The 23,710-nt window shown below is 61.1% G+C and carries 23 protein-coding genes and 3 tRNA genes; 9 read left to right on the forward strand and 17 right to left on the reverse strand.

Annotated elements, in window-relative coordinates; all coding sequences use genetic code 11:
- Positions 1–5 precede the first annotated feature (5 nt).
- The 14 genes from pal to C4Q27_RS05020 all read right to left on the reverse strand — a co-directional run bounded on the left by pal (position 6) and on the right by C4Q27_RS05020 (position 11,260).
- Positions 6–506: a peptidoglycan-associated lipoprotein Pal gene (gene pal, locus C4Q27_RS04950; RefSeq protein ID WP_003254755.1), complete on the reverse strand. Its 501-nt coding sequence runs from the start codon at positions 504–506 to the stop codon at positions 6–8.
- Positions 507–560: 54 nt separating this feature from the next.
- The gene (tolB, locus tag C4Q27_RS04955) at positions 561–1,832 is read right to left on the reverse strand and encodes a Tol-Pal system beta propeller repeat protein TolB (protein ID WP_012051477.1); all 1,272 of its coding nucleotides are present in this window, start codon (positions 1,830–1,832) and stop codon (positions 561–563) included.
- A gap of 26 nt (positions 1,833–1,858) precedes the next feature.
- Entirely contained in the window at positions 1,859–2,977 is a 1,119-nt protein-coding gene (gene tolA / locus C4Q27_RS04960; RefSeq protein ID WP_014755591.1) for a cell envelope integrity protein TolA, read from the reverse strand.
- Positions 2,977–3,429, reverse strand: coding sequence for a protein TolR (gene tolR, locus C4Q27_RS04965; RefSeq protein ID WP_003254760.1), 453 nt, complete (start codon positions 3,427–3,429; stop codon positions 2,977–2,979). Before tolR ends, tolA begins: the two co-directional genes overlap by 1 nt.
- 14 nt (positions 3,430–3,443) lie before the next feature.
- Positions 3,444–4,139: a protein TolQ gene (gene tolQ / locus C4Q27_RS04970; protein WP_010952367.1), complete on the reverse strand. Its 696-nt coding sequence runs from the start codon at positions 4,137–4,139 to the stop codon at positions 3,444–3,446.
- A gap of 2 nt (positions 4,140–4,141) precedes the next feature.
- The gene (gene ybgC / locus C4Q27_RS04975; protein ID WP_003254764.1) at positions 4,142–4,594 is read right to left on the reverse strand and encodes a tol-pal system-associated acyl-CoA thioesterase; all 453 of its coding nucleotides are present in this window, start codon (positions 4,592–4,594) and stop codon (positions 4,142–4,144) included.
- A 125-nt stretch (positions 4,595–4,719) separates the two neighbouring features.
- Positions 4,720–5,766, reverse strand: a complete 1,047-nt coding sequence (gene ruvB / locus C4Q27_RS04980; RefSeq protein WP_003254766.1) for a Holliday junction branch migration DNA helicase RuvB — start codon at positions 5,764–5,766, stop codon at positions 4,720–4,722.
- Entirely contained in the window at positions 5,763–6,380 is a 618-nt protein-coding gene (gene ruvA, locus C4Q27_RS04985; protein ID WP_003254768.1) for a Holliday junction branch migration protein RuvA, read from the reverse strand. Before ruvA ends, ruvB begins: the two co-directional genes overlap by 4 nt.
- Positions 6,381–6,489: 109 nt before the next feature.
- On the reverse strand, positions 6,490–7,014 hold the full coding sequence (ruvC, locus tag C4Q27_RS04990; protein ID WP_003254769.1) for a crossover junction endodeoxyribonuclease RuvC: 525 nt from the start codon (positions 7,012–7,014) through the stop codon (positions 6,490–6,492).
- Between the two features lie 185 nt (positions 7,015–7,199).
- Complete coding sequence (locus C4Q27_RS04995; protein ID WP_003254770.1) at positions 7,200–7,946, reverse strand: YebC/PmpR family DNA-binding transcriptional regulator; 747 nt, start codon at positions 7,944–7,946, stop codon at positions 7,200–7,202.
- Positions 7,947–8,060: 114 nt separating this feature from the next.
- Positions 8,061–9,836 carry an aspartate--tRNA ligase gene (aspS, locus tag C4Q27_RS05000; protein WP_004575741.1) on the reverse strand — a complete coding sequence of 592 codons (1,776 nt, stop codon included), beginning with the start codon at positions 9,834–9,836 and terminating at the stop codon, positions 8,061–8,063.
- Positions 9,837–9,929: 93 nt separating this feature from the next.
- Complete coding sequence (locus C4Q27_RS05005; protein ID WP_010952365.1) at positions 9,930–10,151, reverse strand: FmdB family zinc ribbon protein; 222 nt, start codon at positions 10,149–10,151, stop codon at positions 9,930–9,932.
- A gap of 94 nt (positions 10,152–10,245) precedes the next feature.
- Positions 10,246–10,575, reverse strand: a complete 330-nt coding sequence (locus C4Q27_RS05010) for a ribbon-helix-helix domain-containing protein (RefSeq protein ID WP_064492886.1) — start codon at positions 10,573–10,575, stop codon at positions 10,246–10,248.
- A gap of 211 nt (positions 10,576–10,786) precedes the next feature.
- A complete protein-coding gene (locus tag C4Q27_RS05020; RefSeq protein ID WP_010952363.1) occupies positions 10,787–11,260 on the reverse strand; it encodes a Dps family protein in 474 nt (157 codons plus the stop codon).
- Between the two features lie 281 nt (positions 11,261–11,541).
- Between C4Q27_RS05020 and C4Q27_RS29895 the strand changes: the two genes are divergently transcribed.
- Positions 11,542–12,135, forward strand: a complete 594-nt coding sequence (locus tag C4Q27_RS29895) for a cold-shock protein (protein ID WP_014589994.1) — start codon at positions 11,542–11,544, stop codon at positions 12,133–12,135.
- 121 nt (positions 12,136–12,256) lie between these two features.
- Here C4Q27_RS29895 and C4Q27_RS05030 read toward each other — a convergent pair whose 3' ends face one another.
- Together C4Q27_RS05030 and C4Q27_RS05035 are read right to left on the reverse strand one after the other, a co-directional pair.
- Positions 12,257–12,463, reverse strand: a complete 207-nt coding sequence (locus C4Q27_RS05030; RefSeq protein ID WP_010952361.1) for a SlyX family protein — start codon at positions 12,461–12,463, stop codon at positions 12,257–12,259.
- Between the two features lies 1 nt (position 12,464).
- Positions 12,465–12,884, reverse strand: a complete 420-nt coding sequence (locus C4Q27_RS05035; RefSeq protein WP_010952360.1) for an HIT domain-containing protein — start codon at positions 12,882–12,884, stop codon at positions 12,465–12,467.
- A 692-nt stretch (positions 12,885–13,576) separates the two neighbouring features.
- Here C4Q27_RS05035 and C4Q27_RS05040 point away from each other — a divergent pair.
- From C4Q27_RS05040 to C4Q27_RS05050, 3 genes are all read left to right on the forward strand, one after another.
- Positions 13,577–14,842: an OprD family porin gene (locus C4Q27_RS05040; RefSeq protein ID WP_104886571.1), complete on the forward strand. Its 1,266-nt coding sequence runs from the start codon at positions 13,577–13,579 to the stop codon at positions 14,840–14,842.
- Positions 14,843–15,002: 160 nt separating this feature from the next.
- Positions 15,003–16,718: a proline--tRNA ligase gene (locus C4Q27_RS05045; protein WP_014589990.1), complete on the forward strand. Its 1,716-nt coding sequence runs from the start codon at positions 15,003–15,005 to the stop codon at positions 16,716–16,718.
- Positions 16,719–16,738: 20 nt separating this feature from the next.
- Positions 16,739–17,692 carry a hypothetical protein gene (locus C4Q27_RS05050; protein ID WP_014589989.1) on the forward strand — a complete coding sequence of 318 codons (954 nt, stop codon included), beginning with the start codon at positions 16,739–16,741 and terminating at the stop codon, positions 17,690–17,692.
- A gap of 26 nt (positions 17,693–17,718) precedes the next feature.
- On the opposite strand, the gene dinB is transcribed toward C4Q27_RS05050, so the two are convergent.
- Complete coding sequence (gene dinB, locus C4Q27_RS05055; RefSeq protein WP_165366994.1) at positions 17,719–18,777, reverse strand: DNA polymerase IV; 1,059 nt, start codon at positions 18,775–18,777, stop codon at positions 17,719–17,721.
- 221 nt (positions 18,778–18,998) lie between these two features.
- On the opposite strand from dinB, the gene C4Q27_RS05060 reads away from it, so the two are divergent.
- The 5 genes from C4Q27_RS05060 (at position 18,999) to C4Q27_RS05080 (ending at position 23,693) form a co-directional block, all read left to right on the forward strand.
- Positions 18,999–19,075, forward strand: a tRNA-Met gene (locus C4Q27_RS05060).
- A 134-nt stretch (positions 19,076–19,209) separates the two neighbouring features.
- Positions 19,210–19,286: transfer RNA gene (locus C4Q27_RS05065), tRNA-Met, on the forward strand.
- Positions 19,287–19,420: 134 nt separating this feature from the next.
- Positions 19,421–19,497 (forward strand) — tRNA-Met (locus C4Q27_RS05070).
- Between the two features lie 261 nt (positions 19,498–19,758).
- Positions 19,759–22,401, forward strand: a complete 2,643-nt coding sequence (gene mprF, locus C4Q27_RS05075; protein WP_104886572.1) for a bifunctional lysylphosphatidylglycerol flippase/synthetase MprF — start codon at positions 19,759–19,761, stop codon at positions 22,399–22,401.
- Positions 22,401–23,693, forward strand: coding sequence for a virulence factor family protein (locus tag C4Q27_RS05080; protein ID WP_064492882.1), 1,293 nt, complete (start codon positions 22,401–22,403; stop codon positions 23,691–23,693). The genes mprF and C4Q27_RS05080 overlap by 1 nt, the downstream gene beginning before the upstream one ends.
- Positions 23,694–23,710 lie beyond the last annotated feature (17 nt).

Below are 23,710 nucleotides of genomic sequence, written 5' to 3' on the forward strand. Positions count from 1 at the left end.
AGAACTTACTTACGCAGTTCTACGCGACGGTTCTGAGCCCAGGACTGCTCGTCGTTGCCGGTAGCAACTGGACGCTCTTCGCCGTAGGAAACCAGTTCCAGCTGAGCAGGGGAAACGCCCTGCAGAACCAGGTAGCGCTGAACGGCTTTCGCACGACGCTCACCCAGAGCCATGTTGTACTCGCGGGTGCCGCGCTCGTCGGTGTTACCTTCCAGAACAACACGGTTGCCGTTGGCTTTCAGGTCCTTGGCGTGAACGTCCAGAGCGCGCATGGCTTCTGGCTTCAGGTCCGAGCTGTCGTATTCGAAGTAGAAGGTGGTGATTGCGCGCAGGGCGGCTTCTTCGCTCAGGGAGCCGTCAACAGCGCCAGTGTTGGCACCGTAGCCAGCGTTAGGGTCTACAGCAGCGCCTTCGCCTGCGTTATCACCGCCCTTCGAGGAGCAACCTACAGCTACGGCCATGGCCAGAGCCAGCGCAGCAAATTTACCAAACTTCAGCATTTCCATCGTGAAACTCCTAATGAAACCCCAGTGTGTTAAGCAAAATGTATTACGCCGCAATCAGTTCAGGTAAGGGGACCAGGACGGTTCTCTGACTTCGCCTTGAGCGGTAGGAAGTGGGAGCCTCACGCGGCCGTTCAGCGACACGAGCATCAAGACTCCCCGGCCCTGCTGGCGGGTGGCGTAGATTAGCATGGTGCCGTTTGGCGCAACAGTGGGAGACTCATCAAGACTTGTTTCAGACAGAATCTTTACACTTCCGCGTTGCAAGTCCTGTGCCGCCACTTTGAAGTTGGTAAAGCCCTGTTGGCGATGAATCATTACCAGGGTCTTTTCGTCCGCCGAAAGTTTCGGGTTGGCGTTGTAGTTACCTACGAACGTTACGCGCTCGGCACCACCACCACTGACCGACTGTTTATAGATCTGCGGTTTGCCGCCACGGTCGGAAGTGAAGTAGAGGGTGTTGCCATCTTTGCCCCAGAACGGCTCGGTATTGATACCCGGGCCTGCGGTAACACGGCTGATCTGGCGCGAGGCCACGTTCATCACGTAGATGTCCGGGTTGCCGTCCTTGGACAGCACGAACGCCAGGCGCGAACCGTCCGGCGACCAGGCTGGCGCACCGTTCAGGCCTTCGAAGTTGGTCACCTGCTCGCGGCGGCCAGTATCGATGTTCTGCACGAAGATACGTGGGCGCTTCTGCTCGAACGAAACGTAGGCGATACGTTTGCCATCTGGCGCAAAGCGCGGCGACAGGATCGGCTCACGCGATTGCAGCAGGGTCACCGCACGCGCACCGTCGTAGTCCGAACGCTGGAGGGTGTAGCGGGTGTTGTTGGTGGAGAAACGCTCGGCCGTCACGTACAGCATGCGCGTAGAGAACGCGCCCTTGATGCCGGTGAGCTTCTCGAACGACTGGTCGGCAATGTAGTGCGCCATGTCGCGCAGCTGGTCGGTGCTGCCCGCCACGCTGCCGGTCAGCACTTGCTGCTCGGTGGCGACGTTGAACAACGCGTACTGCACCTGCAGGCGACCGCCCGACGGCACGATGCTGCCGACCATCACGTACTGTGCACCCAGCGCTTTCCAGTCACGGAAGATCACTTCGCTGGCCTGCGACGGCTGGCTGATCATGTTCTGCCGCGGAATTGGCGAGTAGTAGCCAGAGTTGCGCAGGTCGTTGCCGATGATGTCGGCGATGTCTTCAGGCAACACGCTACCGCCCTGCAGACCGAACGGTACTACCGCGATGGGCGTGGCCCGGTCGCTGCCGCTGGTAACCAGGATGTTCTTTTCTTCTGCCACCGCCATGCCTGCCACGCAGCAGAGCATGACCAGCAGTCCTCTCAGACGTTTAATCACAACGCTAGATCCTCAGGTGTAAATGTCATCTTGAACGAACGATATTGGTTGAAATCGCTCGGCTTCATACCCTGCATCTCGGTCAAACGACCAATGTTCTTCACCGCAGCCACCGCCGAACTGTCATACGGGCCGTCACCACTGGACCGGGCCACGCTGACGCTGGTGATGGTACCGTCCGGCAACATGTTGATCTGCAGGACCACCGTCATGCCCTTGCGCGCGGAAGGCGGACGTGCCCAGCCCTCGGCCGCGCGCATGCGGATCAGGTCGTCGAAGTCGCCGGCCACCTGGTCACCCTGCTCGTCGGCCAGCGCCTGCTGCCGCTCGGTGGTATCGGACAACAGCTCGGCCAGTGCCTGGGCTTTCTTGTCTTCTGCCGCCTTGCGGGCCGCTTCCTGTGCCTTCTTCTTCTGGGCATCTGCAGCGGCCTTTTTCTTGGCCTCTTCAGCTGCCTTCTTCTTCGCGTCCTCGGCCGCCGCTTTCTTCTTGGCGTCCTCGGCTGCTTTCTTCTTGGCCTCTTCGGCTGCCTTTTTCTTGGCGTCCTCGGCGGCTTTCTTCTTCGCCTCTTCAGCGGCCGCTTTCTTGGCCTCTTCTTCGGCTTTTTTCTTGGCTTCGTCCTCGGCCTTCTTCTTGGCGATGTCGGCCTGCTGTTTCTCGGCAGCTTTCTTCGCCTCGTCGGCCTTCTTGGCTTCGGCAGCTTTCTTGGCCTCGGCAGCCTTGGCGGCTTCAGCGGCCTTGGCAGCATCCTCGGCTTTTTTCGCCTCGGCGGCTTCGCGGGCCTCTTCGGCCTTTTGAGCGGCGTCAGCTTTCTTTTGTTCCGCGGCCTTCACGGCCTCCTGCTCGACCTTCTTCTGTTCCAGCTGCTCGACTTCGGTCTGGCGCGAAGCGGTTTTCTTCGCCTCCCCGGCAATCTTCTGATTGGTCTGGGTGGTTGCCTGGCTCTTGGACTTGAGCTGGTACAGGGTCGCCTGAACGATCGGCTTGGAAGGCGGCAGCTCCGGCGTCATGGCAAAACTGACGAACAGCAGGGCGAACACCAGCACATGCAGGCCGATGGCCCAGACACTGGGCCAGAAGTAGCTTTCCGAGGCGGATGGCTCTCGCTGTTGCATCAGGGCGCCTCGGTAATCAGGCCAACGTTACCGACACCGGCCTTCTGCAACCCGCCCATGGCACCCATGACCGCGCCATAGTCGACAGCCTTGTCGCCACGAATGAACACCTGGGTCTGCTTGCCCTGGTCACGGCCGGCAGCAATGATCTTGGTCACGGCGTCGGTCATGGCCGGCAAGGTCATGGCTTTGTCCATCTGCTTGTCGGTATCGACTTCGCTGCCGAGGTTCCAGTAATAGGTTTTATCGGCCTTGATGGAGATGGTGAGGATCTGGACGTTGTTGTCCTGCGGCAAGGCTTCGCTGGAAACCTTGGGCAGGTCGACCTTCACGCCCTGGTTGAGCATGGGCGCCGTCACCATGAAGATGACCAGCAGTACCAGCATCACGTCGATGTAGGGCACCACGTTCATCTCGGCGACGGGCTTGCGTTTGTGGCGAACTCGGGCCATGGGCTTCTACCTGATTACTCTTCGCTGGTGTGCACTTTGCGGTGCAGGATCGCCTGGAACTCGTCGGCGAAGGTGTAGTAACGGCCGATCAGTACTTCACTGCGCGCGGCGAAACGGTTGTAGGCAATAACAGCCGGGATTGCCGCGAACAGGCCGATGGCGGTAGCGATCAGTGCTTCGGCGATGCCCGGAGCAACGGTAGCCAGGGTGGCCTGCTGGGCGCTGGCCAGGCCGCGGAAGGAGTTCATGATGCCCCACACGGTGCCGAACAGGCCGATGTACGGGCTGGTCGAACCAACGGTGGCCAGGAACGGCAAGCTCTGCTCGAGTTTTTCTTCCTCGCGCGAGATGGCCACACGCATGGCACGGCCAACACCTTCCATGACGGCGTCCGGGTCAACACCCGGCTGCTGGCGCAGGCGCGAGAACTCCTTGAAACCGGCACGGAACACCTGCTCCACGCCGGAGTCCGGGTCTGGGTTGCTGCCTGCCTGGCGGTACAGCTTGGACAGGTCGATGCCCGACCAGAAGCGCTCTTCGAAGGCATCCAGCGCACGACGACCGGCGCGCAGCATGGTGCTGCGCTGGAAGATCATGATCCATGAGGTGACCGAGGCGGCCACCAGGGTCAGCATTACCAGCTGTACCACCACGCTGGCATTGCTGACCAGACTCCACATGGAGGTATGGTCGACGACGTTAGCTTCCACGCTTATTCTCCTGCATTCGATTGATTACCCGAGCCGTCCGCCGCAAAGGCGTCGCGCAGCTGGGGGGGTAGGGCTCGGGGTTTGAAAGTGTCGGCGCGCACGGCAGCCACCAGGAACTGCCCTTCGCAAAGCAGCGTTTCATCCTTTTCCCGCCAGACCTGCTGTACGAAACGCAAGCTGGCGCGATTGAGTTCAAGGACCTGCGCGGTCACCCGCAATTCGTCATCCAGCCGCGCCGGCGCGTGATAGCGCGCTTCGCTGGAATGGACCACGAACAGCAGGTTGTCTTCAGCCAGTTGCGACTGGGAAAAGCCCAGGTGCCGCAGGCGTTCGGTGCGCGCGCGCTCCATGAATTTCAGGTAGTTGACGTAATACACCACGCCGCCCGCATCGGTATCTTCGTAATAGACGCGACACCGATGTGCGAACGGTTCGAGCTGATTTTGCGCGCGCATACTCTAGTGCTTACTCCTCAGCTTGCCAATCCGCTGTGGCAACTGTTTTTTCTTCATTAATGTCTTATTGCCAGCGCACCAGGGGCATGCCAGCGGTAGGACCACAAAAAGTCGCTTTCGATCTGTCATTCATCGCCTGGCTCGGAAAAATCGCCCCCCTCCCCCAAGCGCCCGGGAATATTCAGCCCAAAGTGCAGGTAGGCATGCCGGGTGACCACGCGGCCGCGTGGCGTGCGCATGATGTAGCCCTGCTGAATCAGGTACGGCTCAAGCACATCTTCGATGGTATGACGCTCTTCGCTGATGGCTGCAGCCAGGTTGTCCACGCCCACCGGGCCGCCATCGAACTTCTCGATCATGGTCAGCAGCAGGCGACGGTCGGAATGGTCGAAACCCCGCTCGTCGACATCCAGCAGGTTCAGCGCCATGTCAGCCACGGCCTTGGTGATCTGGCCCTTGCCGCGTACCTCGGCATAGTCACGCACGCGGCGCAGCAGGCGGTTGGCGATGCGCGGCGTGCCACGGGCACGGCGGGCGATCTCGTAGGCACCCTGGTCTTCGATGGCCAGGCCAAGGATGTTGGCCGAGCGGCTGACGATGGTGCTCAGATCCTTGTCGTTGTAGAACTCCAGGCGCTGGACGATACCGAAGCGATCACGCAGCGGGTTGGTCAGCATGCCGGCACGGGTAGTAGCCCCCACCAGGGTGAAGGGTGGCAGATCGAGTTTGATAGAACGGGCTGCCGGGCCTTCGCCGATCATGATGTCGAGCTGGAAGTCCTCCATGGCCGGGTACAGCACCTCCTCGACAACAGGCGACAGGCGGTGGATTTCGTCGATGAACAGCACGTCGTGCGGCTCGAGGTTGGTCAGCATGGCTGCCAGGTCACCGGGGCGCTCGAGAATCGGCCCCGAAGTGCTCTTCACCGACACGCCCATTTCATGGGCGATGATGTTGGCCAGGGTGGTCTTGCCCAGGCCGGGCGGGCCGAAGATCAGCGTGTGGTCAAGCGACTCGCCGCGGCCGCGGGCGGCCTGGATGAACAGCGCCATCTGCTCGCGCACCACCGGCTGGCCGATGTACTCGTCCAGGCTCAGCGGGCGAATCGCACGGTCCTGGACTTCTTCGCGGTCGCGGCCACTGGCGGCGATCAGGCGGTCGGCTTCGATCACTTGGAAATCATCCCTTTCAGGCTGCGGCGGATCAGCTCTTCACTGCTCAGGCCGGCCTTGTCCTTGATCGCGGCGATTGCCTTGCTGGCTTCCTGCGGCTTGTAGCCCAGCGAGACCAGGGCACTGACTGCATCGGCCTCGGCACTGGACTCGCTGGCGACCGGTAAAGGCCCATCGGACACCAGGGTGAACATGGCCGGCGAGGTTTCCCAGGCCTTGAAACGGTCCTTGAGCTCGACCAGCAAGCGCTCGGCGGTTTTCTTGCCGACGCCCGGTACGCGCACCAGGGCTGAGGTGTCCTGGGCCTGCACGCAGCGCACCAGTTCATCCACTTCCAGCCCGGACATCAGCGCCAGGGCCAGCTTCGGCCCTACGCCGTTCAGGCGGATCAGCTCGCGAAACAGCTCGCGCTCGCGCTTTTCGGCAAAGCCGTAGAGCAAGTGGGCATCTTCGCGCACGACCAGGTGGGTATGCACCGTGACGGTTTCACCCACTTTGGGCAGACGGTACAGCGTGGTCATGGGAACTTCCAGCTCGTAACCCACGCCGTTGACGTCGATAATCAGGTGAGGCGGTTGTTTTTCCGCCAGGGTGCCGCGCAAACGTCCAATCACGTTCCGATCCTTCCTCTCGGGGAGCCGGTCAAAGACCGCTCAACCCTATCAGCAAATGCAGCGGGTGAATGTATCACCCGAACAAAATGTGTATCAGCGCATGAAGCGCTTACAGACGCAAGCGCCCGCCGCGTCGCCGCGCTGTGCTCAAGCCATGCGGCACCAGGCTGGAGCGGGTGTGGGCGTGGCACAGAGCGATGGCCAGGGCATCGGAAGCGTCGATCTGCGGTTTCTGCGTCAATTTCAGCAGGTGCATGACCATCATCATCACCTGCTCCTTGTTGGCCCCACCCGTGCCGGCCACGGCCTGCTTGACCTGGGTGGCGCTGTACTCGGCGATCTCCAGGCCGGCCTCGGCGGCGGCGACGATAGCCGCGCCACGTGCCTGGCCAAGCTTGAGCGCCGAATCGGCGTTGCGGGCCATGAACACCCGTTCGATGCCCATGGTCACCGGGCCGTGCTGGGCAATGATTTCACTGACACCACGAAAAACAATCTGCAGCCGCTCGTGCAGCTCACCGCTGCCGGTGCGGATGCAGCCCGACGCCACGTACTCGCAACCACGGGCGGTCTGGCGTACCACGCCATAGCCGGTGATGCGCGAGCCGGGGTCGATACCTAGAATCAGAGTCATAAAGCCCGTCGAAAAAATGATGCATCTCTACAAACTGCGCCGGCCCTTTCGCGGGTAAACCCGCTCCTACAGGTACTGCACCACACTTGAAATGGGCGTAATACCTGTAGGAGCGGGTTTACCCGCGAAAGGGCCGGCACAGGCGCTATCAAACGCTCAGAGTTGGCACAAAATGCCAAATCACCTTAGCCAAGGTTTTCCATGATCTCGTCGGAAATCTGGGCATTGGAATAGACGTTCTGCACGTCGTCCAGGTCTTCGAGCATGTCGATCAGCTTGAGCACCTTCTCGGCACCGTCCTGGTCGAGCTCGGCACTGGTGGTCGGCTGCATGACGATTTCCGCGTCAGCGGCCTTGAAGCCTGCCTCTTCCAGGGCATTACGCACGGCATAGAAGCTGTTGAACGAGGTGAACACGTCGAACGAGCCGTCGTCATTGGCGACCACGTCGTCGGCATCGGCCTCCATTGCCGCTTCCATCAACGCGTCCTCTTCCACGCCCGGGGCAAAGCTGATCTGGCCTTTTCGCTCGAACAGGTAGGCCACCGAACCGTCAGTACCCAGGTTGCCGCCACACTTGGTGAACGCATGACGCACGGCCGCGGCGGTACGGTTGCGGTTGTCGGTCATGGCTTCGACCATGATCGCCACGCCACCCGGGCCGTAACCTTCGTAGCTCAGCTCTTCGACATTGTCGCTTTCATTGGTGCCAGCACCACGGGCCACGGCGCGATCGATGATGTCGCGGCTCATGTTGGCGCCCAACGCCTTGTCCAGGGCCAGGCGAAGACGCGGGTTGGATGCCGGATCAGGGCCACCCTGCTTGGCAGCGACCGTCAGTTCACGGATCCACTTGGTGAAGACCTTGCCTCTCTTGGCATCCTGGCGCTCTTTGCGGTGCTTGATGTTCGCCCACTTGGAATGACCAGCCATAACGACTCCGAATCCTTTGAATCACAAACGGCCCCGCCCCATGACGGGGCGGGACGGGAAAAAACCTGCGTCGAAACGCAAAGGCGCATCCATGTGGATGCGCCCGGGGACTGCTTACTCGACCTTGGTCTGTTCGCGCAGTCGGATGTGCAGTTCGCGCAGGGCCTTGGCGTCGACCATGCCAGGGGCCTGGGTCATGACGCATGCAGCGCTCTGGGTTTTCGGGAACGCGATCACTTCACGGATCGACTGGGCCCCGGTCATCAGCATGACCAGACGGTCCAGACCGAATGCCAGGCCACCGTGAGGCGGTGCCCCGAACTTCAGAGCGTCGAGCAGGAAGCCGAACTTCTCTTCCTGTTCTTCCGCCTCGATACCCAGCAGACGGAATACCGCCTGTTGCATCTCTTTGCGGTGGATACGGATCGAACCGCCACCCAGCTCGGTACCATTCAGAACCATGTCGTAGGCACGGGACAGGGCGGTGGCCGGGTTGGCCTCGAGCTCTTCCGGGGTGCACTTCGGCGCGGTGAACGGGTGGTGCAGTGCAGTGAAGCTGCCGTCTTCGTTCTCTTCGAACATCGGGAAGTCGACAACCCACATCGGCGCCCACTCGCAGGTCAGCAGCTCGAAGTCGTGACCCAGACGAATACGCAGCGCACCCAGGGCTTCGCTGACCACCTTGAACTTGTCGGCACCGAAGAACACGATGTCACCGTCTACGGCGCCAACGCGGTCGAGGATGTTGTTGAGGTTGGCCTCAGGGATGTTCTTGACGATCGGCGACTGCAGGCCTTCGACGCCCTTGGCGCGCTCGTTGACCTTGATGTAGGCCAGCCCCTTGGCACCGTAGATACCGACGAACTTGGTGTACTCGTCGATTTTGCTGCGCGGCATGCTGGCACCACCTGGCAGACGCAGGGCGGTAACACGGCACTTCGGATCGTTGGCCGGGCCGGCGAACACCTTGAAGTCGACATCCTTCAACTGGTCGGCAACGTCGACCAGTTCCAGCGGAATACGCAGGTCTGGCTTGTCGGAGCCGTAGCGGCGCATGGCCTCTTCGAAGGTCATGTGCGGGAATTCGCCGAATTCCAGGTCGAGCACTTCCTTGAACAGCTTGCGGATCATGCTTTCGGTCAGGCCCATGATCTCGCTTTCATCGAGGAAACTGGTCTCGATGTCGATCTGGGTGAATTCCGGCTGACGGTCGGCACGCAGGTCTTCGTCACGGAAGCACTTGGCGATCTGGTAGTAACGGTCGAAGCCAGCGACCATCAGCAGCTGCTTGAACAGCTGTGGCGATTGCGGCAGGGCGAAGAAGCTACCGGCGTGGGTACGGCTTGGCACCAGGTAGTCGCGCGCGCCTTCCGGGGTGGCACGGGTGAGAATCGGGGTTTCGACGTCGAGGAAGCCGTTTTCGTCGAGGAAGCGACGGATGCTGCTGGTGATGCGCGAGCGCAGGCGCAGCTTGTCGGCCATTTCCGGGCGACGCAGATCGATGAAGCGGTAACGCAGGCGGGTCTCCTCGCCGACGTCGGAGTATTCGTTCAGGGGGAACGGCGGGGTTTCCGCTTCGTTGAGCACGTTCAGCTGGTAGCCGAGGATCTCGATGGCACCGGAAGCCATGTTGGCATTCACTGCACCTTCAGGACGCTTGCGGACCTTGCCGGTGATCTGCACGACGTATTCGCTGCGCACACGGTCGGCGGCAGCGAAGGTTTCGGCGCGATCCGGGTCGAACACGACCTGGGCCATGCCTTCGCGGTCACGGATGTCGAGGAAGATCACCCCGCCGTGGTCGCGGCGACGATGGACCCAGCCGCAAAGGGTGACTTCCTGGCCGTCCAGGCTCTCGTTCAGTTGGCCGCAATAATGGCTGCGCATCATGATGGTGGTTTCGCTTCTCGTGATTCGTGTATTCGGTGGAGGCCTTGGCCGCCCGGAGGGCTAATACTGCAAGACCCGGTCACAGCATTCAACTCAGTCGGCCTTGTCGCCGCCTGCCAGATTCTTTTTCGCCCCGGTCTTGAAGTCGGTTTCGTACCAACCGTTACCGCTCAGGCGAAAGCCTGGCACCGACAGCAGCTTTTTCAGTGCCGGCGCCTGACAGGCCGGGCAATCGATCAGCGGCGCGGCGCTGATCTTCTGCAGCACTTCCATGCGGTGCTCGCAGGACGCACATTGATAGTCATAAAGGGGCATGGGTGTCTCTCGTCAACCATAACGCTGGCTGCCGGGGGGCAGCAAAAAGCGGGATTATATATGGTTAGCAAGCACTGCGCAGCCCGCCTGGCGATCAGCGCGCACTTGGCGGGTCCTGCAGCCACGCCACGCAGATTACCCGGATCAGCCCGCTGAAATTGCGCACTCCGCCCTGGCGCAGGTGCACCTCACGGTCCACGTAGGACAACACGGCACTGACCGAACAACGGTTGGCGGCGGCGATGCGCTCAAGGATACCCCAGTAGACAGCCTCCAGGCGCAGACAGGTAGAAAAGCCGTTGAGCCGCACGGAACGTGACACCGGCTGCGTCTGCAACATGTCGAAGTCCGCCTTGAACGGGTCGATGCACTGTTTTCCTGGCCAGCTGCCCTGGCCGGCCATACGCTTGTTCGCTTGCATCATGCGCCACACTTCCTCGTCACAGGTACCAGGTGACCTATGAAGCGCTGACGGGCGAGCTTAAAGCAGCGGCAAAATGTTCCTTCGCAAATACCAGATTGCCAGGCGGAGCCTGTGGGAGCAGGCAATGCGGTGGATGGCACCGGCTGCGCCGGTGTTCGCGGGCACGCCCGCTCCCACAGGGGTTGCGCAAGCTTTCCGCCTTGAGCAACGGTTACTTGTCGTCGAGCAGTACCCGCAGCATCCAGGCGGTTTTCTCGTGAACCTGCATGCGCTGCGTCAGCAGGTCGGCGGTCGGCTCGTCACTGACCTTGTCCACCACAGGGAAAATGCTGCGCGCAGTGCGTACCACGGCCTCCTGCCCCTGAACAAGCTGGCGGATCATCTCGTCTGCCGGGGGGACGCCTTCCTCCTCCTTGATCGACGAGTGCCGTGCATAGAATGCATACGAACCCGGTGCCGGGAAGCCCAAGGCACGGATGCGCTCGGCGATCGAATCGACTGCCAGGGCCAGTTCGTTGTACTGCTCTTCGAACATCAGGTGCAAGGTGCGGAACGACGGGCCGGTGACGTTCCAGTGAAAGTTATGGGTTTTCAGATACAGCACGTAGGTATCCGACAACAGGCGGGACAGCCCATCGACGATGGACTTGCGATCTTCTTCACTGATACCGATATCGATTGCCATGAAGCTCCCCTTTCCACAAGGCTTGAGACTCAAGCGGGTGCCGACCACTGTAGCAACACTTGTCGCATGCCGCATGTGACATGGCGCAATACATTGCCCACTGGGCGGCCTGCGGTTTGAGTAGGCTGCGGCTTTACTGTTAAATAGGCAGTGTGCCACCCGTGCGGACTGTCATTGCCGGGTGCATAGGCTGGCCTGCCACGTGTTCGCGCTCTATATCTCATGCGCACCGTGCTGCCAGCTCTTCCTGTGATCGGCCTTATCAACAGTGAGCCAACCCCATGTTCAAGATCGTCCATCTGGTGACGGGCGTGGCAGCTTTGCTGCTATCGCTCATACCCAGCCTGAAAACCGATGCGACACCCTTCCTGCAACAACCCGACGCGGTCTACCTGGCCCTGCTCGGCCTGCTCAACCTTGTGCTGGCCCCGGTCGTGCCGCTGTATCATCGCGGCGCGCGGCAACAACTGCAGCACCTGGCCTGCGCCCTGCTGGTAGTCGCCGTCGTGCTGCAGACCCTGACGCTACTGGCCCGCCCCGAAATGGGCAACCTGGCAGCCCTGGTGTGTGCGGCGCTGGCCGTGGCCGTGCATCTGGCCGTGGGCTTTGCCCGCAGCCCGCGCAAGGCACGCGGCACTCAACACGTGACACAAGATGCTGGCAACCGTGATACCGGCACCGTCAAATGGTTCAACACATCGAAGGGCTTTGGTTTCATCTCCCGAGACTCGGGCGATGACATCTTCGTGCACTTTCGGGCCATCCGCGGTGAGGGCCACCGCATTCTGGTCGAAGGCCAGCGCGTGGAGTTTTCGGTGATGCACCGCGACAAGGGCCTGCAGGCCGAAGACGTGGTTGCAGTAAACCGCCGTTGACCAACGGCTGACCGGCCGACGCTATCAACGGCAAACCAGCGCCCACAAGGGCCGTGCTGCACCTGAAGGCAGCATCATACCTGTGGGGGCTGGCTTGCCGGCGATAGCAGCCTGGAACAACTCAATAATGAGGAGGCGGGGCCTCTTCCCCTTCGCTGCCATACTGGCCAACCATCTCTTCATGACGCTTGATCAACTCGGCCATCTGCAATTGCAGCCGCTCGATCACCCGCGCCTGCTCCACCACCACGTCATTCAGCGCCTGGATAGTGTCATCCTGAAACGCCTGACGGGTTTCCAGTTCGACCATCCGCATTTCCAGTGTCATCTCAGGCCTCTTGGTATCCAGCAAGTTGTAGCCCGCGCAGACGCTGGCGAACAGCTTGCAGTTGATCATCGGTGTAGCCCACAGGCGCACACTTGCCCCATACCGGTGCCGGCCATGCAGCGTCGTCGCGCTGGCGCACGATCACATGCATGTGCAACTGGCTGACCACGTTGCCCAAGGTAGCCACGTTCATCTTGTCGGCCCCATAGCTGGCTTTCAACGCCTCTGCCAACAAGGTGGTTTCCTGCCACAACTGCTGTTGCTCTGCCGCATCCAGCTCGAACAGTTCACTGATACCAGCGCGCTTGGGCACCAGAATGAACCATGGGTAATTGGCATCCTTGCTCAGCAGCAACTGGCACAGCGGAAACTCTCCCAACACCAGCGAATCCTGCTGCAAACGCGAATCGAGGACGAACACGGCATATCTCCTTCAGGCAATACCATCCCGCTTCAGGCGGAAAACAGGCCAGCAAGGATACCTTGCACACTCCCGGTAACACAGCGCTACTTTTCGCACCAAAATGAGGCCACCTGCCCGCCCTCCCCACACTGACCACCCCACAAACGATGCTGGATGAACAAGCTGCGGTAACACTTTGACTCTAAAGGCAAGTTTTTAATTTCTAATGATTCTCGATCGCACAAATCACACAAGCAGCCTTCGTCCCGCATTTACGGGACTTTCCGACCCTCGGTAGCAGGTTTTGTGAAAATTTCATGAACTGTTGCGAATTTTGAGCACGCTTGTTGCATTCCCTTCACGCCAAGTCGGCACGACATCTGCAGTGGCAGGTGTACGCGACAAATAACAACAGCGACATGGGTTACCAGGGAGTTTCCTCAACCGGAATCGGTAGTTACAGATTCGTTACGGTGACAGGAATAGCGCTGAGGTTATACGGCCCCTCGATCGGGGCGTGATTTGCGACATGGAAATACTTAAAAGCGACATAGTGAAAAAGTTCCGCAAAGAGTGCTTATAGCCATATCGCCAACAACAGTCTGCGTGCTATACATTTTCGCCGACATAACAAGAAAGAGCTGCCCCATATAACTAAAAGACTTGGACGCAGCGGTACTCTTCCTAAAAAACCAAAGGAGCAAATCACGATGCGCGTGATGAAGTGGAGCATGATCGCCCTGGCCGTTTCGGCAGGGACCTCGCAGTTGGCAATGGCCTCGGCACAGGACGAGTCCAAAGGTTTCATCGAAGACAGCAAGCTGAGCGTCAAGACCCGCATGCTGTATTTCAGCCGTGACTTCCGTAACAACGAAGGCGGCCAGAGCCGTCGCGAAGAAACCGGCCTGGGCTTCGTCGGCACCTTCGAATCCGGCTTCACCCAAGGCACCGTGGGTGTGGGTGTCGACGCCATCGGCATGCTCGGCCTGAAACTGGACAGCGGCAAGGGCCGTGCCGGTACCGGCCTGTTCCCGACCGGTTCCGACGGCCGTTCGCAGGATGACTACTCCAAGGGCGGCGGCGCGGTCAAATTCCGCATCTCCGACACCGTGCTGAAAGTGGGTGACCAGTTCACCGCGCTGCCGGTCTTCGCCACCGATGACAGCCGCCTGCTGCCAGAAATCGCCCAGGGCACCCTGATCACCAGCAACGAGATCGAAGGGCTGACCCTGCACGCTGGTCACTTCACCAGCCTGACTGCCCAAGAACAAACCAACCGCGACAGCTTCGGCCTGAAGGAAGCCAACGTGGTCGGCGGCACCTACGCCTTCACCGACAACCTCAGCACCAGCCTGTACTACTCGAAGGTTGAAGACTACTGGCGCAAATACTACGCCAACGTCAACTGGGCGCTGCCGATCTCCGACAATCAAGGCCTGGTGTTCGACTTCAACATCTATGACACCAAGAGCGAAGGCTCTGCCGAGTACCGCGCATTCGATGGCGACAAGCTGGACAACCGCGCGTTCAGCCTGTCGGGCGCCTACAACATCGGCGCTCACACCTTCACCCTGGCCTACCAGAAAGTCACCGGCGACGGCGACTATGGTTATGGTATCGACGGTGGCGGCACCATCTTCCTGGCCAACTCCGTGGCCCGCTCCGACTTCAACGCCGAAGACGAGAAATCCTGGCAGGCTCGCTACGACCTGAACTTTGCCGAATACGGCATTCCAGGCCTGACCTTCATGACCCGTTATGTACGCGGTTCCGACGCCAACGTCGCCGGCACCACCAACGGCAAAGAATGGGAACGCGACGTCGACATCAAGTACGTGCTGCAGGAAGGCCCGGCGAAAGACCTGAGCTTCCGCGTGCGTCAAGCAACCTACCGTTCTTCCGATGGTGTCTACTACGATTCCCCATCGATCGACGAACTGCGCCTGATCGTGGAGTACCCGCTGAGCATCCTGTAAGCCTGGCTTGCAGTGCCCCGCACCTGAAAAAGCCCGGCAATCACGCCGGGCTTTTTCTTGGCTGACAAGTGTCACGCCCTGGGGCATCCTGTACGCCTTCGTTTCCCCCCCGTACAATGCGGGGCTATTTCAACGTCTTAGGCAATCGACACGGCTAACCATGCGCACCAGTCAATATTTGCTCGCCACCCAGAAAGAAACCCCTGCCGACGCAGTGGTCATCAGCCATCAGCTCATGCTGCGTGCCGGCATGATCCGCAAACTGGCCTCCGGCCTGTACACCTGGCTGCCGATGGGCTTGCGGGTAATGCGCAAGGTCGAAGCCGTGGTGCGTGAGGAAATGAACGCCGCCGGCGCCCTGGAAGTGCTGATGCCGAGCATCCAGCCCGCCGAGCTGTGGCAGGAATCCGGTCGCTGGGAGCAATACGGCCCTGAGCTGCTGCGCCTGAAAGACCGCCACCAGCGTGACTTCTGCGTCGGCCCTACCCACGAAGAAGTGATCACCGACCTGGCCCGTAACGAGCTGTCCAGCTATAAACAGCTGCCGCTCAACCTGTACCAGATCCAGACCAAGTTCCGTGACGAGATCCGCCCACGCTTCGGCCTGATGCGTGGCCGCGAGTTCATCATGAAGGACGCCTACTCGTTCCATGCCGACCAGGCTTCCCTGCAGGAAACCTATGATCGCATGCACCAGGCGTACACCAATGTGTTCACCCGCCTGGGCCTGGACTTCCGTCCTGTGCAGGCCGACACCGGCTCGATCGGTGGCAGCTACTCGCACGAGTTCCACGTGCTGGCCGAGTCTGGCGAAGATGACGTGATCTTCAGCGACAGCTCCGACTACGCCGCCAACATCGAGAAGGCCGAAGCCATCCCGCGTGAAACCGTGCGCCCTGCCCCTACCGAGGAGCTGCGCCTGGTCGACACCCCGAATGCCAAGACCATCGCCCAGTTGGTGGAAAACCACGGCCTGCCGATCGAAAAGACCGTCAAGACCCTGATCGTACGCGGTGCCGAAGAGGGCAAGCTGATTGCCCTGATCGTCCGTGGCGACCACGAACTGAACGAAATCAAGGCCACCAAGCTGGAACAGGTTGCCGACCCACTGGTCATGGCCACCGAAGCCGAACTGCGCGACGCCATTGGCGCCGGTGCCGGCTCGCTCGGCCCGCTCAACCTGCCACTGGAGATCATCATCGACCGCTCGGTTGCCCTGATGAGCGACTTCGGCATCGGCGCCAACATCGACGACAAGCACTACTTCGGTGTGAACTGGGAGCGCGATCTGCCGGTGCCACAGGTTGCCGACCTGCGTAACGTGGTCGAAGGCGACCCAAGCCCGGACGGCCAGGGCACCCTGGTTATCAAGCGCGGCATCGAAGTGGGCCACATCTTCCAACTGGGCACCAAGTACAGCGAGGCGCTGAAGTGCCAGGTGCTGGGCGAGAACGGCAAGCCGGTCGTGCTGTCGATGGGTTGCTACGGCATTGGCGTGTCCCGTGTGGTTGCAGCTGCCATCGAGCAGAGCTATGACGACAAGGGCATCATCTGGAACGACGCCCTGGCTCCGTTCCAGATTGCCCTGGTCCCACTGCGCTACGAAACCGACGTGGTCCGCGAAGCAACCGACAAGCTGTATGCCGAACTGACTGCCGCCGGCTATGAAGTGCTGCTGGACGACCGCGACAAGAAAACCAGCCCAGGCATCAAGTTTGCCGACATGGAGCTGATCGGCATCCCACACCGCATCGTCGTCAGCGATCGCGGCCTGGCCGAAGGCAACCTGGAGTACAAGCACCGCACCGAGCAGGACGCCCAGGCGTTGCCGCTCAATGAAGTGCTGACCTTCCTGCAGGCCCGCGTTCGCCGCTGATAACCAATGCACGAGTGATCATGTACAAGCGAAGTACCTTTACCCTTGGGGGCGCCGCACTGTGCGGCGCCCTGCTCGTCAGCGGCTGCGCCAACCAGATGTCCCAGCGCAGCGACCATGAGGAGCGCGTCGAGCGCAAACTGCTCGAGCATACCCTGCAGATCGATGTCGGCGAGCCGAAGGTGATGGAGCTTCCGCAGCGACGTGTGCGCGTGCATGAGCAAAAGCGCTTCGAAGTCACCGAATTCGAAGTGACCCGTCGTTATGACCGCTATACGCCTTACCAACCCTGGCGGGAGATCTACGAGATCCCGCTGGGTGCAGTGGCCGTGGTGGCGGGTGTCGGCGCCAATGTGGTCAACGTCTTTGCCTTGGGCAACCTGCCGCAAAGTATCACCCACGACTGGCTCAGTTATGGCGTGGATGGGCTCAACCCGTTCATGAACGTGCCATCCAACGGCCGCGCCCAGCAGAACCTGGCCGGGATCAGCGAAGTGCAGAAAGGCAAGCGCGAGGAATCCATCAGCCTTCCCTGGAGCGAGCGCCTGGTCGAGGTCAAGGCCGGCAAGATGACCCACGAGCTGACCACCGACCGCAACGGCGTGCTGCGCCTGAACCTGCTCGACAGCCCGTTCTCCGAGCAGAACCTCAACCACGTCGGCACCCTGCACCTGCAAGTACTTGACGAGGACAATGCGGTACGAGGCGATGCCAGCCTGTTGGTCAGCGCCACCCTGCGCAATAAGCTGCTCGAAGCCCATGAGCTGATCTTCGATGACCTCGAAGATGATGATGTCGGCCAGTGGGTGCACCGGGTCAAGCGCCTGTCCGAACTGGGCCTTGAAGAGGAAGCCAGTGAAATGGAACAGAGCCTGATCGAGCTGACCCGCAACGATCCGGAGCTGCAACAGGAGTTCCTGCAGTCGCTGACCAAGGCCACTGGCCGGTTGGTGGCGGATCCAGGCGTGCATTAATAGAAGGGGCTGCATTGCAGCCCCTTTCATTTAGGCGGGAACAGCTCCAACTGTTCATGCGCGCCCCGCAAGTCTCGCAACCTCACCCCTACCCCTAGCAAGCGAACCGGCTTGCCGCCACGGGCGAACGCCTGCCCTAGCAATTGCCGATAACTCTCCAGGTCCCGGCCGGCCCCGGCCTGCTCCATGGTGGTCTGGCTGAAGTCATGGAACTTGACCTTGACGAACGGCTTGTCTGGCCGGTAACTGCTGTCCATTCGGGCGATGCGTTCGTTCAGGCTAGCCAGCAGCTCTGGCAGCCGCGCCAGGCAACTGGCCAGGTCTGGCAGGTCGGTGTCGTAGGTGTTTTCCACACTCACCGACTGGCGTCGGCTGTCGTTATGCACCGCACGCTCATCGATCCCCCGTGCCAGCCCCCACAACCGCTCGCCAAAACTGCCGAACTCGCGCACCAATGCCAGCCGTGACCACTCACGCAAATGCAGGCAGGTTTCGATGCCCAGCCGCGTCAGTTTGTCGGCCGTCACCTTACCCACCCCATGCAACCTGGCCACCGGCAAGGCTGCAACGAACGCTTCCACTTCATTTGGGGTAATCACGAACAGCCCATTGGGTTTGCGCCAGTCACTGGCGATCTTGGCCAGAAACTTGTTAGGCGCCACCCCTGCCGACACGGTGATATGCAGGGTACGGGCAACACGCCGGCGAATATCCTCGGCAATGCGCGTGGCGCTGCCCGAATACCACTGGCTGTCGCTGACATCCAGATAGGCTTCGTCCAGGGACAAAGGCTCGATGAGCTCTGTGTAGTCGCGAAAGATCGTGTGGATTTCCCGCGAGGCCTCACGGTAGGCCTCGAAGCGCGGCTTGACGATCAACAGGTCGGGGCAAAGCTTCAGCGCATGCCGCGATGACATGGCCGAGCGCACACCATAGGCACGCGCTTCATAGTTGCAGGTGGCGATTACCCCGCGATGGTCGGGCGAGCCCCCCACCGCCATGGGGCGACCGGCCAGGCGCGGGTCGTCACGCATCTCGATCGCAGCGTAGAAACAATCGCAGTCGACGTGGATGATCTTGCGCAAGGACATGGACGACCGTCAGCACTGTAAATTCATACAGATAGTATCGCATGCGCCCTCCTCTGAAACAGCTCACCTGCTTTGCTACACGATAATCGGCCTGAAAGCCCCGCCGTGACTGAGCTGTACACTGTTATGAAGCGCTAAGGGTTTGAACAAAAAAGGTTTTTCCAAAACAATTGCTTGACATCAGTGCGTAAATCCGTAGAATTCGATCTCACAGGCGCGGGATGGAGCAGCCTGGTAGCTCGTCGGGCTCATAACCCGAAGGTCGTCGGTTCAAATCCGGCTCCCGCAACCAGATTCGAGAAAAGGCCATTGTTAACGCAGTGGCCTTTTTCTTTGCCCGTAAAAAAGCCTTTTCGAAAAAACCTCGAAAAATCAAAGCCTAGCGCTTGACATATTAACTACACGCTGTAGAATCCGCCCCACTGACGCGGGATGGAGCAGCCTGGTAGCTCGTCGGGCTCATAACCCGAAGGTCGTCGGTTCAAATCCGGCTCCCGCAACCAGATTCAAGAAAAGGCCACTGTTAACACAGTGGCCTTTTTCTTTGTCTGCAGATAAGCATTTTCGAAAAAACTTCGACAAATCAAAGCCTAGCGCTTGACATAGAAACCACACACTGTAGAATCCGCCCCACTGACGCGGGATGGAGCAGCCTGGTAGCTCGTCGGGCTCATAACCCGAAGGTCGTCGGTTCAAATCCGGCTCCCGCAACCATATTCGTCAGAACAAACCCCGCCTGTGTAAAAGCAGCGCGGGGTTTGTTGCTTTATACCTCCCTGACTTTCGTCGCCTCGATTTTCCCTCCCCTCATGCCAACCCGCAGGCTTGAGATGTCGTGCCCAGGATGAACTATCTTTAACCCTGCCAAGCCGCTGCAAACGCATGAGGCCGGAGTAACATTGGATACGTTTTCCTAAGGGACTTTCACTTGGCCGCACCTTTCCTTCACCTCGCGCTGCATGCCCGGGGCAACTCATGACTTCGCACAATCCCGAACCTCCGGTGCCACTCGCTACGGCGCTACCCGGTGCTGTGCAGCGCCTGCCCCTACTCGAACGCCTGAGTCGCTACCGCCAGCCCATAGGCCTGATGGTGACCCTGCTACTGTTCACGATGGCCTTGATTGCCTGCCGCCACCTGCTGAGCGAGCTGGACATCTATGCCTTGCACGATGCCATGCTCAGCGTGCCGACCCAGTCATTGCTGGGCGCCTTGCTGGCAACGGTGATCGGCTTTGTGATCCTGCTGGGCTACGAGTGGTCGGCCAGCCGCTATGCAGGCGTGAAACTGCCAGCACGCAGCTTGGCACTGGGCGGCTTCAGCGCCTTTGCCATCGGCAACGCCATCGGCCTGTCGATGCTCTCTGGCGGCTCGGTTCGCTATCGCCTGTATGCACGGCAAGGGCTTGGTGCTGGCGAAGTCGCACGCATGACCGTGTTTGCCAGCCTGTCACTGGGCTGCGCGCTGCCGCCCCTGGCCGCCTTGGCGACATTGAGCAACCTGCCCGCGGCCTCGACAGCGCTCGGGTTGGCGCCCGGCCTGCTGGCAGCTGTTGCCAGCGCCGTGCTGGTGGTGTCTGCCTTACTGGTAATTGGCTTGTACCGCCGACGCCTGGCCGAGCAACCGGCGGCCAATAACCTGCTCGTTCAACTGGGGCGGCGCACACTTCGCCTGCCGGATGCACGCCTGGCGGCCCTGCAATTGCTGATTACCGCGCTGGATGTGGCGGCGGCTGCCACCGTGCTCTACCTGTTGCTGCCCGAAGCCCCTCCTTTCGGCGCGTTCGTGCTGGTGTACCTGCTGGCCTTGGCTGCGGGCGTGCTCAGCCACGTACCGGGCGGCGTCGGGGTGTTCGAAGCGATCCTGCTGGCGGCCTTTGCCGACCAGCTCGGTGCCGCACCGCTGGCGGCAGCCTTGCTGCTGTACCGGCTGATCTATGTGGTACTGCCACTGCTGCTGGCCTGCGTGTTGCTGCTGGCCAATGAAGCCCGACGCCTGCTGTTTGCGCAACAGGCCATCAAGGCCGCTTCGGGTCTGGCCGCACCGATCCTGTCGATCCTGGTGTTCCTGTCCGGCGTGGTGCTGCTGTTTTCCGGTGCCACGCCCGAGATAGATACGCGCCTCGAGCATATGGGCTTCCTGGTGCCACACCGGCTGATCGATGCCTCTCATTTCGGCGCCAGCCTGATCGGTGTGCTCTGCCTGCTGCTGGCCCAAGGCCTGCGCCGGCGCCTGTCCGCCGCCTGGCTACTGACCACCGTGCTGTTGCTGGTCGGCGCCCTGCTGTCGCTGTTGAAGGGCTTTGACTGGGAAGAGGCTTGCCTGCTGACCTTTACCGCCGCCCTGCTCGCGCTGTTCCGCCGCTCGTTCTATCGCCCCAGCCGACTGCTGGAGCTGCCCTTCTCGCCGGTGTTCCTGGTGGCCAGCGCCTGTACGGTAGGCGCATCAGTGTGGCTTCTGCTGTTCGCCTATCAGGATGTGCCTTACAGCCATCAGCTGTGGTGGCAGTTCACCCTCGATGCCGATGCACCACGGGGCCTGCGCGCCGCCATGGGCAGTGCCTTGCTGCTGGCTGCCGTGGCACTGACGTGGCTGCTGCGTACAGCGCCGCCCGTGATCCACCTGCCTGACGAAGAAGAGTTGCAACGCGCCAACCGTATCCTGCAGGCCTCCGACCAGCCCGACGGTGGCCTGGCGCTGACTGGCGACAAGGCGTTGCTGTTCCACCCGCGTGATAACGCGTTCCTCATGTATGCCCGGCGCGGCCGCAGCCTGGTGGCGTTGTACGACCCGATAGGCCCGGCCCAGGAACGCGCCGAGATGATCTGGCAGTTCCGCGACCTGTGCGACCTGCACCACGCACGCCCCGTGTTCTATCAGGTGCGCGCAGAGAACCTGCCGTTCTACATGGACATCGGCCTGACCGCATTGAAGCTCGGTGAAGAAGCCCGGGTCGACTTGCGCCGCTTCGACCTTGAAGCCAAAGGCAAGGAGATGAAAGACCTGCGCTACACCTGGAACCGCGGCGGACGCGATGGCCTGAGCCTGGAGATCCATGAGCCCGGCCACGCCCCGATGGCTGAGCTGAAGGAAATTTCCGACGCCTGGCTCGGCGGCAAGAACGTGCGCGAGAAAGGCTTCTCGCTGGGGCGCTTCAGCCCAGACTACCTGCAGCACTTCCGCATAGCCCTGATTCGCTTCCAGGGCCGCCCGGTAGCCTTCGCCAACCTGCTGGAAACCCATGGAAACGAGCTGGCCAGCCTCGACCTGATGCGTGCGCACCCCGAAGCGCCAAAGCTGACCATGGAATTCATGATGATCGGCTTGATCCTGCACTACAAAAGCCATGACTACGGGCGTTTCAGCCTGGGCATGGTACCGCTGTCCGGCCTGCAACCAAGGCGCGGCGCCCCCTTGACCCAACGCTTGGGTTCGCTGGTGTTCCGCCGTGGTGAACAGCTTTACAACTTCCAGGGGCTTCGACGCTTCAAGGACAAGTTCCAGCCGGACTGGGAACCCCGCTACATGGCCGTGCCAGCCGGGCTCGACCCGCTGGTGGCACTGGCCGACACCGCCGCCCTGATTGCAGGCGGCCTGACTGGATTGGTGAAACGCTGATGACCCGACGCTTTTGGTTGTACCTGCTGGTTCCCCTGCTGCTGGCCGCCCTGGGTGGTGCGCTGGCCTTCTGGCTGTGGACGCGCCCGGCGCCCGAGGCGCGCCTGGAACAGTTGAGCATCAATGACACCAGCATCACCCGTGTTACCCCTGGCGTGCACCCCAAGGCCCGGGTGGCCATCGGCGTGCCACAAGACCAGGCACTGACGGGCAAGCAACTGCTCGACCTGAGCCAGGCCGGTGAAGCCCAGCTGGTGCAGGTGATTCTGCCGCCTGGCGACTGCAGCAAGCAGCAACAGGCCATGGACCAGGCGCTGAACCAACTGCAGGAAAAACCGACCTTGGTCGCCGGTATCGGTCCCGGTGCCGCCCAAGCCTGGCGCTGGCTGGCCAGCCAGAACGATGACAAGGCCCGGGCCATTTCCGTGGGCTTCACCCTCGAACAGCCTGACTGCCAGGCACCGCTGCCCAAATCGGCTGCCCATGGCCACTGGAACGTCGCCTGGAACGACAACCCGGATGACGCCAGCGCCGCCTTCGTGCGCGACCAGGCCAACGCCGAAACCAGCATCAGCGACTACGACATCCACTTGCCACAAGTGCTCAAGGCGCAACTGACCCAAGCCCTGGTCGGCCGCGACGGTAACGCACTGGCCATCCCGGTGGTCGAAGTGCCGGCCGGGCAAACCACAGACACGGTTACCTTGTTCCTCTCTGGTGATGGTGGCTGGCGCGATCTGGACCGCGACGTGGCCGGGGAAATGGCCAAGCTGGGTTACCCGGTGGTGGGCATCGACACGCTGCGCTACTACTGGCAGCACAAGACCCCGGAACAAAGCGCCGCCGACCTTTCCGAGCTGATGCATCACTACCGGCAGAAGTGGGGTACCAAGCGCTTCGTGTTGACCGGGTATTCGTTCGGCGCCGACGTGCTGCCGGCGATCTACAACCGCCTGCCCGTCGAGGACCAGCAGCGTATCGATGCGGTGATGCTGCTAGCCTTTGCGCGCAGTGGCAGCTTCGAGATCGAGGTCGAGGGCTGGCTGGGCAAGGAAGGCCAGGAAGCGCCAACCGGGCCGGAAATGGCCAAGCTGCCGGCGTCCAAGGTCGTGTGCGTATATGGCGTCGAGGAAACCGACGAGAGCGGTTGCACGGAAAAGACGGCAGTAGGTGAGCGCCTGAAACTGCCTGGCGGGCACCACTTCGACGAGAACTACCCGGCACTCGCCAAGCGGTTGATTGGCGAGATCGAGACGCGCCAAGGCAAGTCCAGCGTAGCTGAGCAGAACTGACAAGGCTCAGGGCCGCT

It is taken from the genome of Pseudomonas sp. SWI36 (assembly GCF_002948105.1).
Classification (GTDB): domain Bacteria; phylum Pseudomonadota; class Gammaproteobacteria; order Pseudomonadales; family Pseudomonadaceae; genus Aquipseudomonas; species Aquipseudomonas alloputida.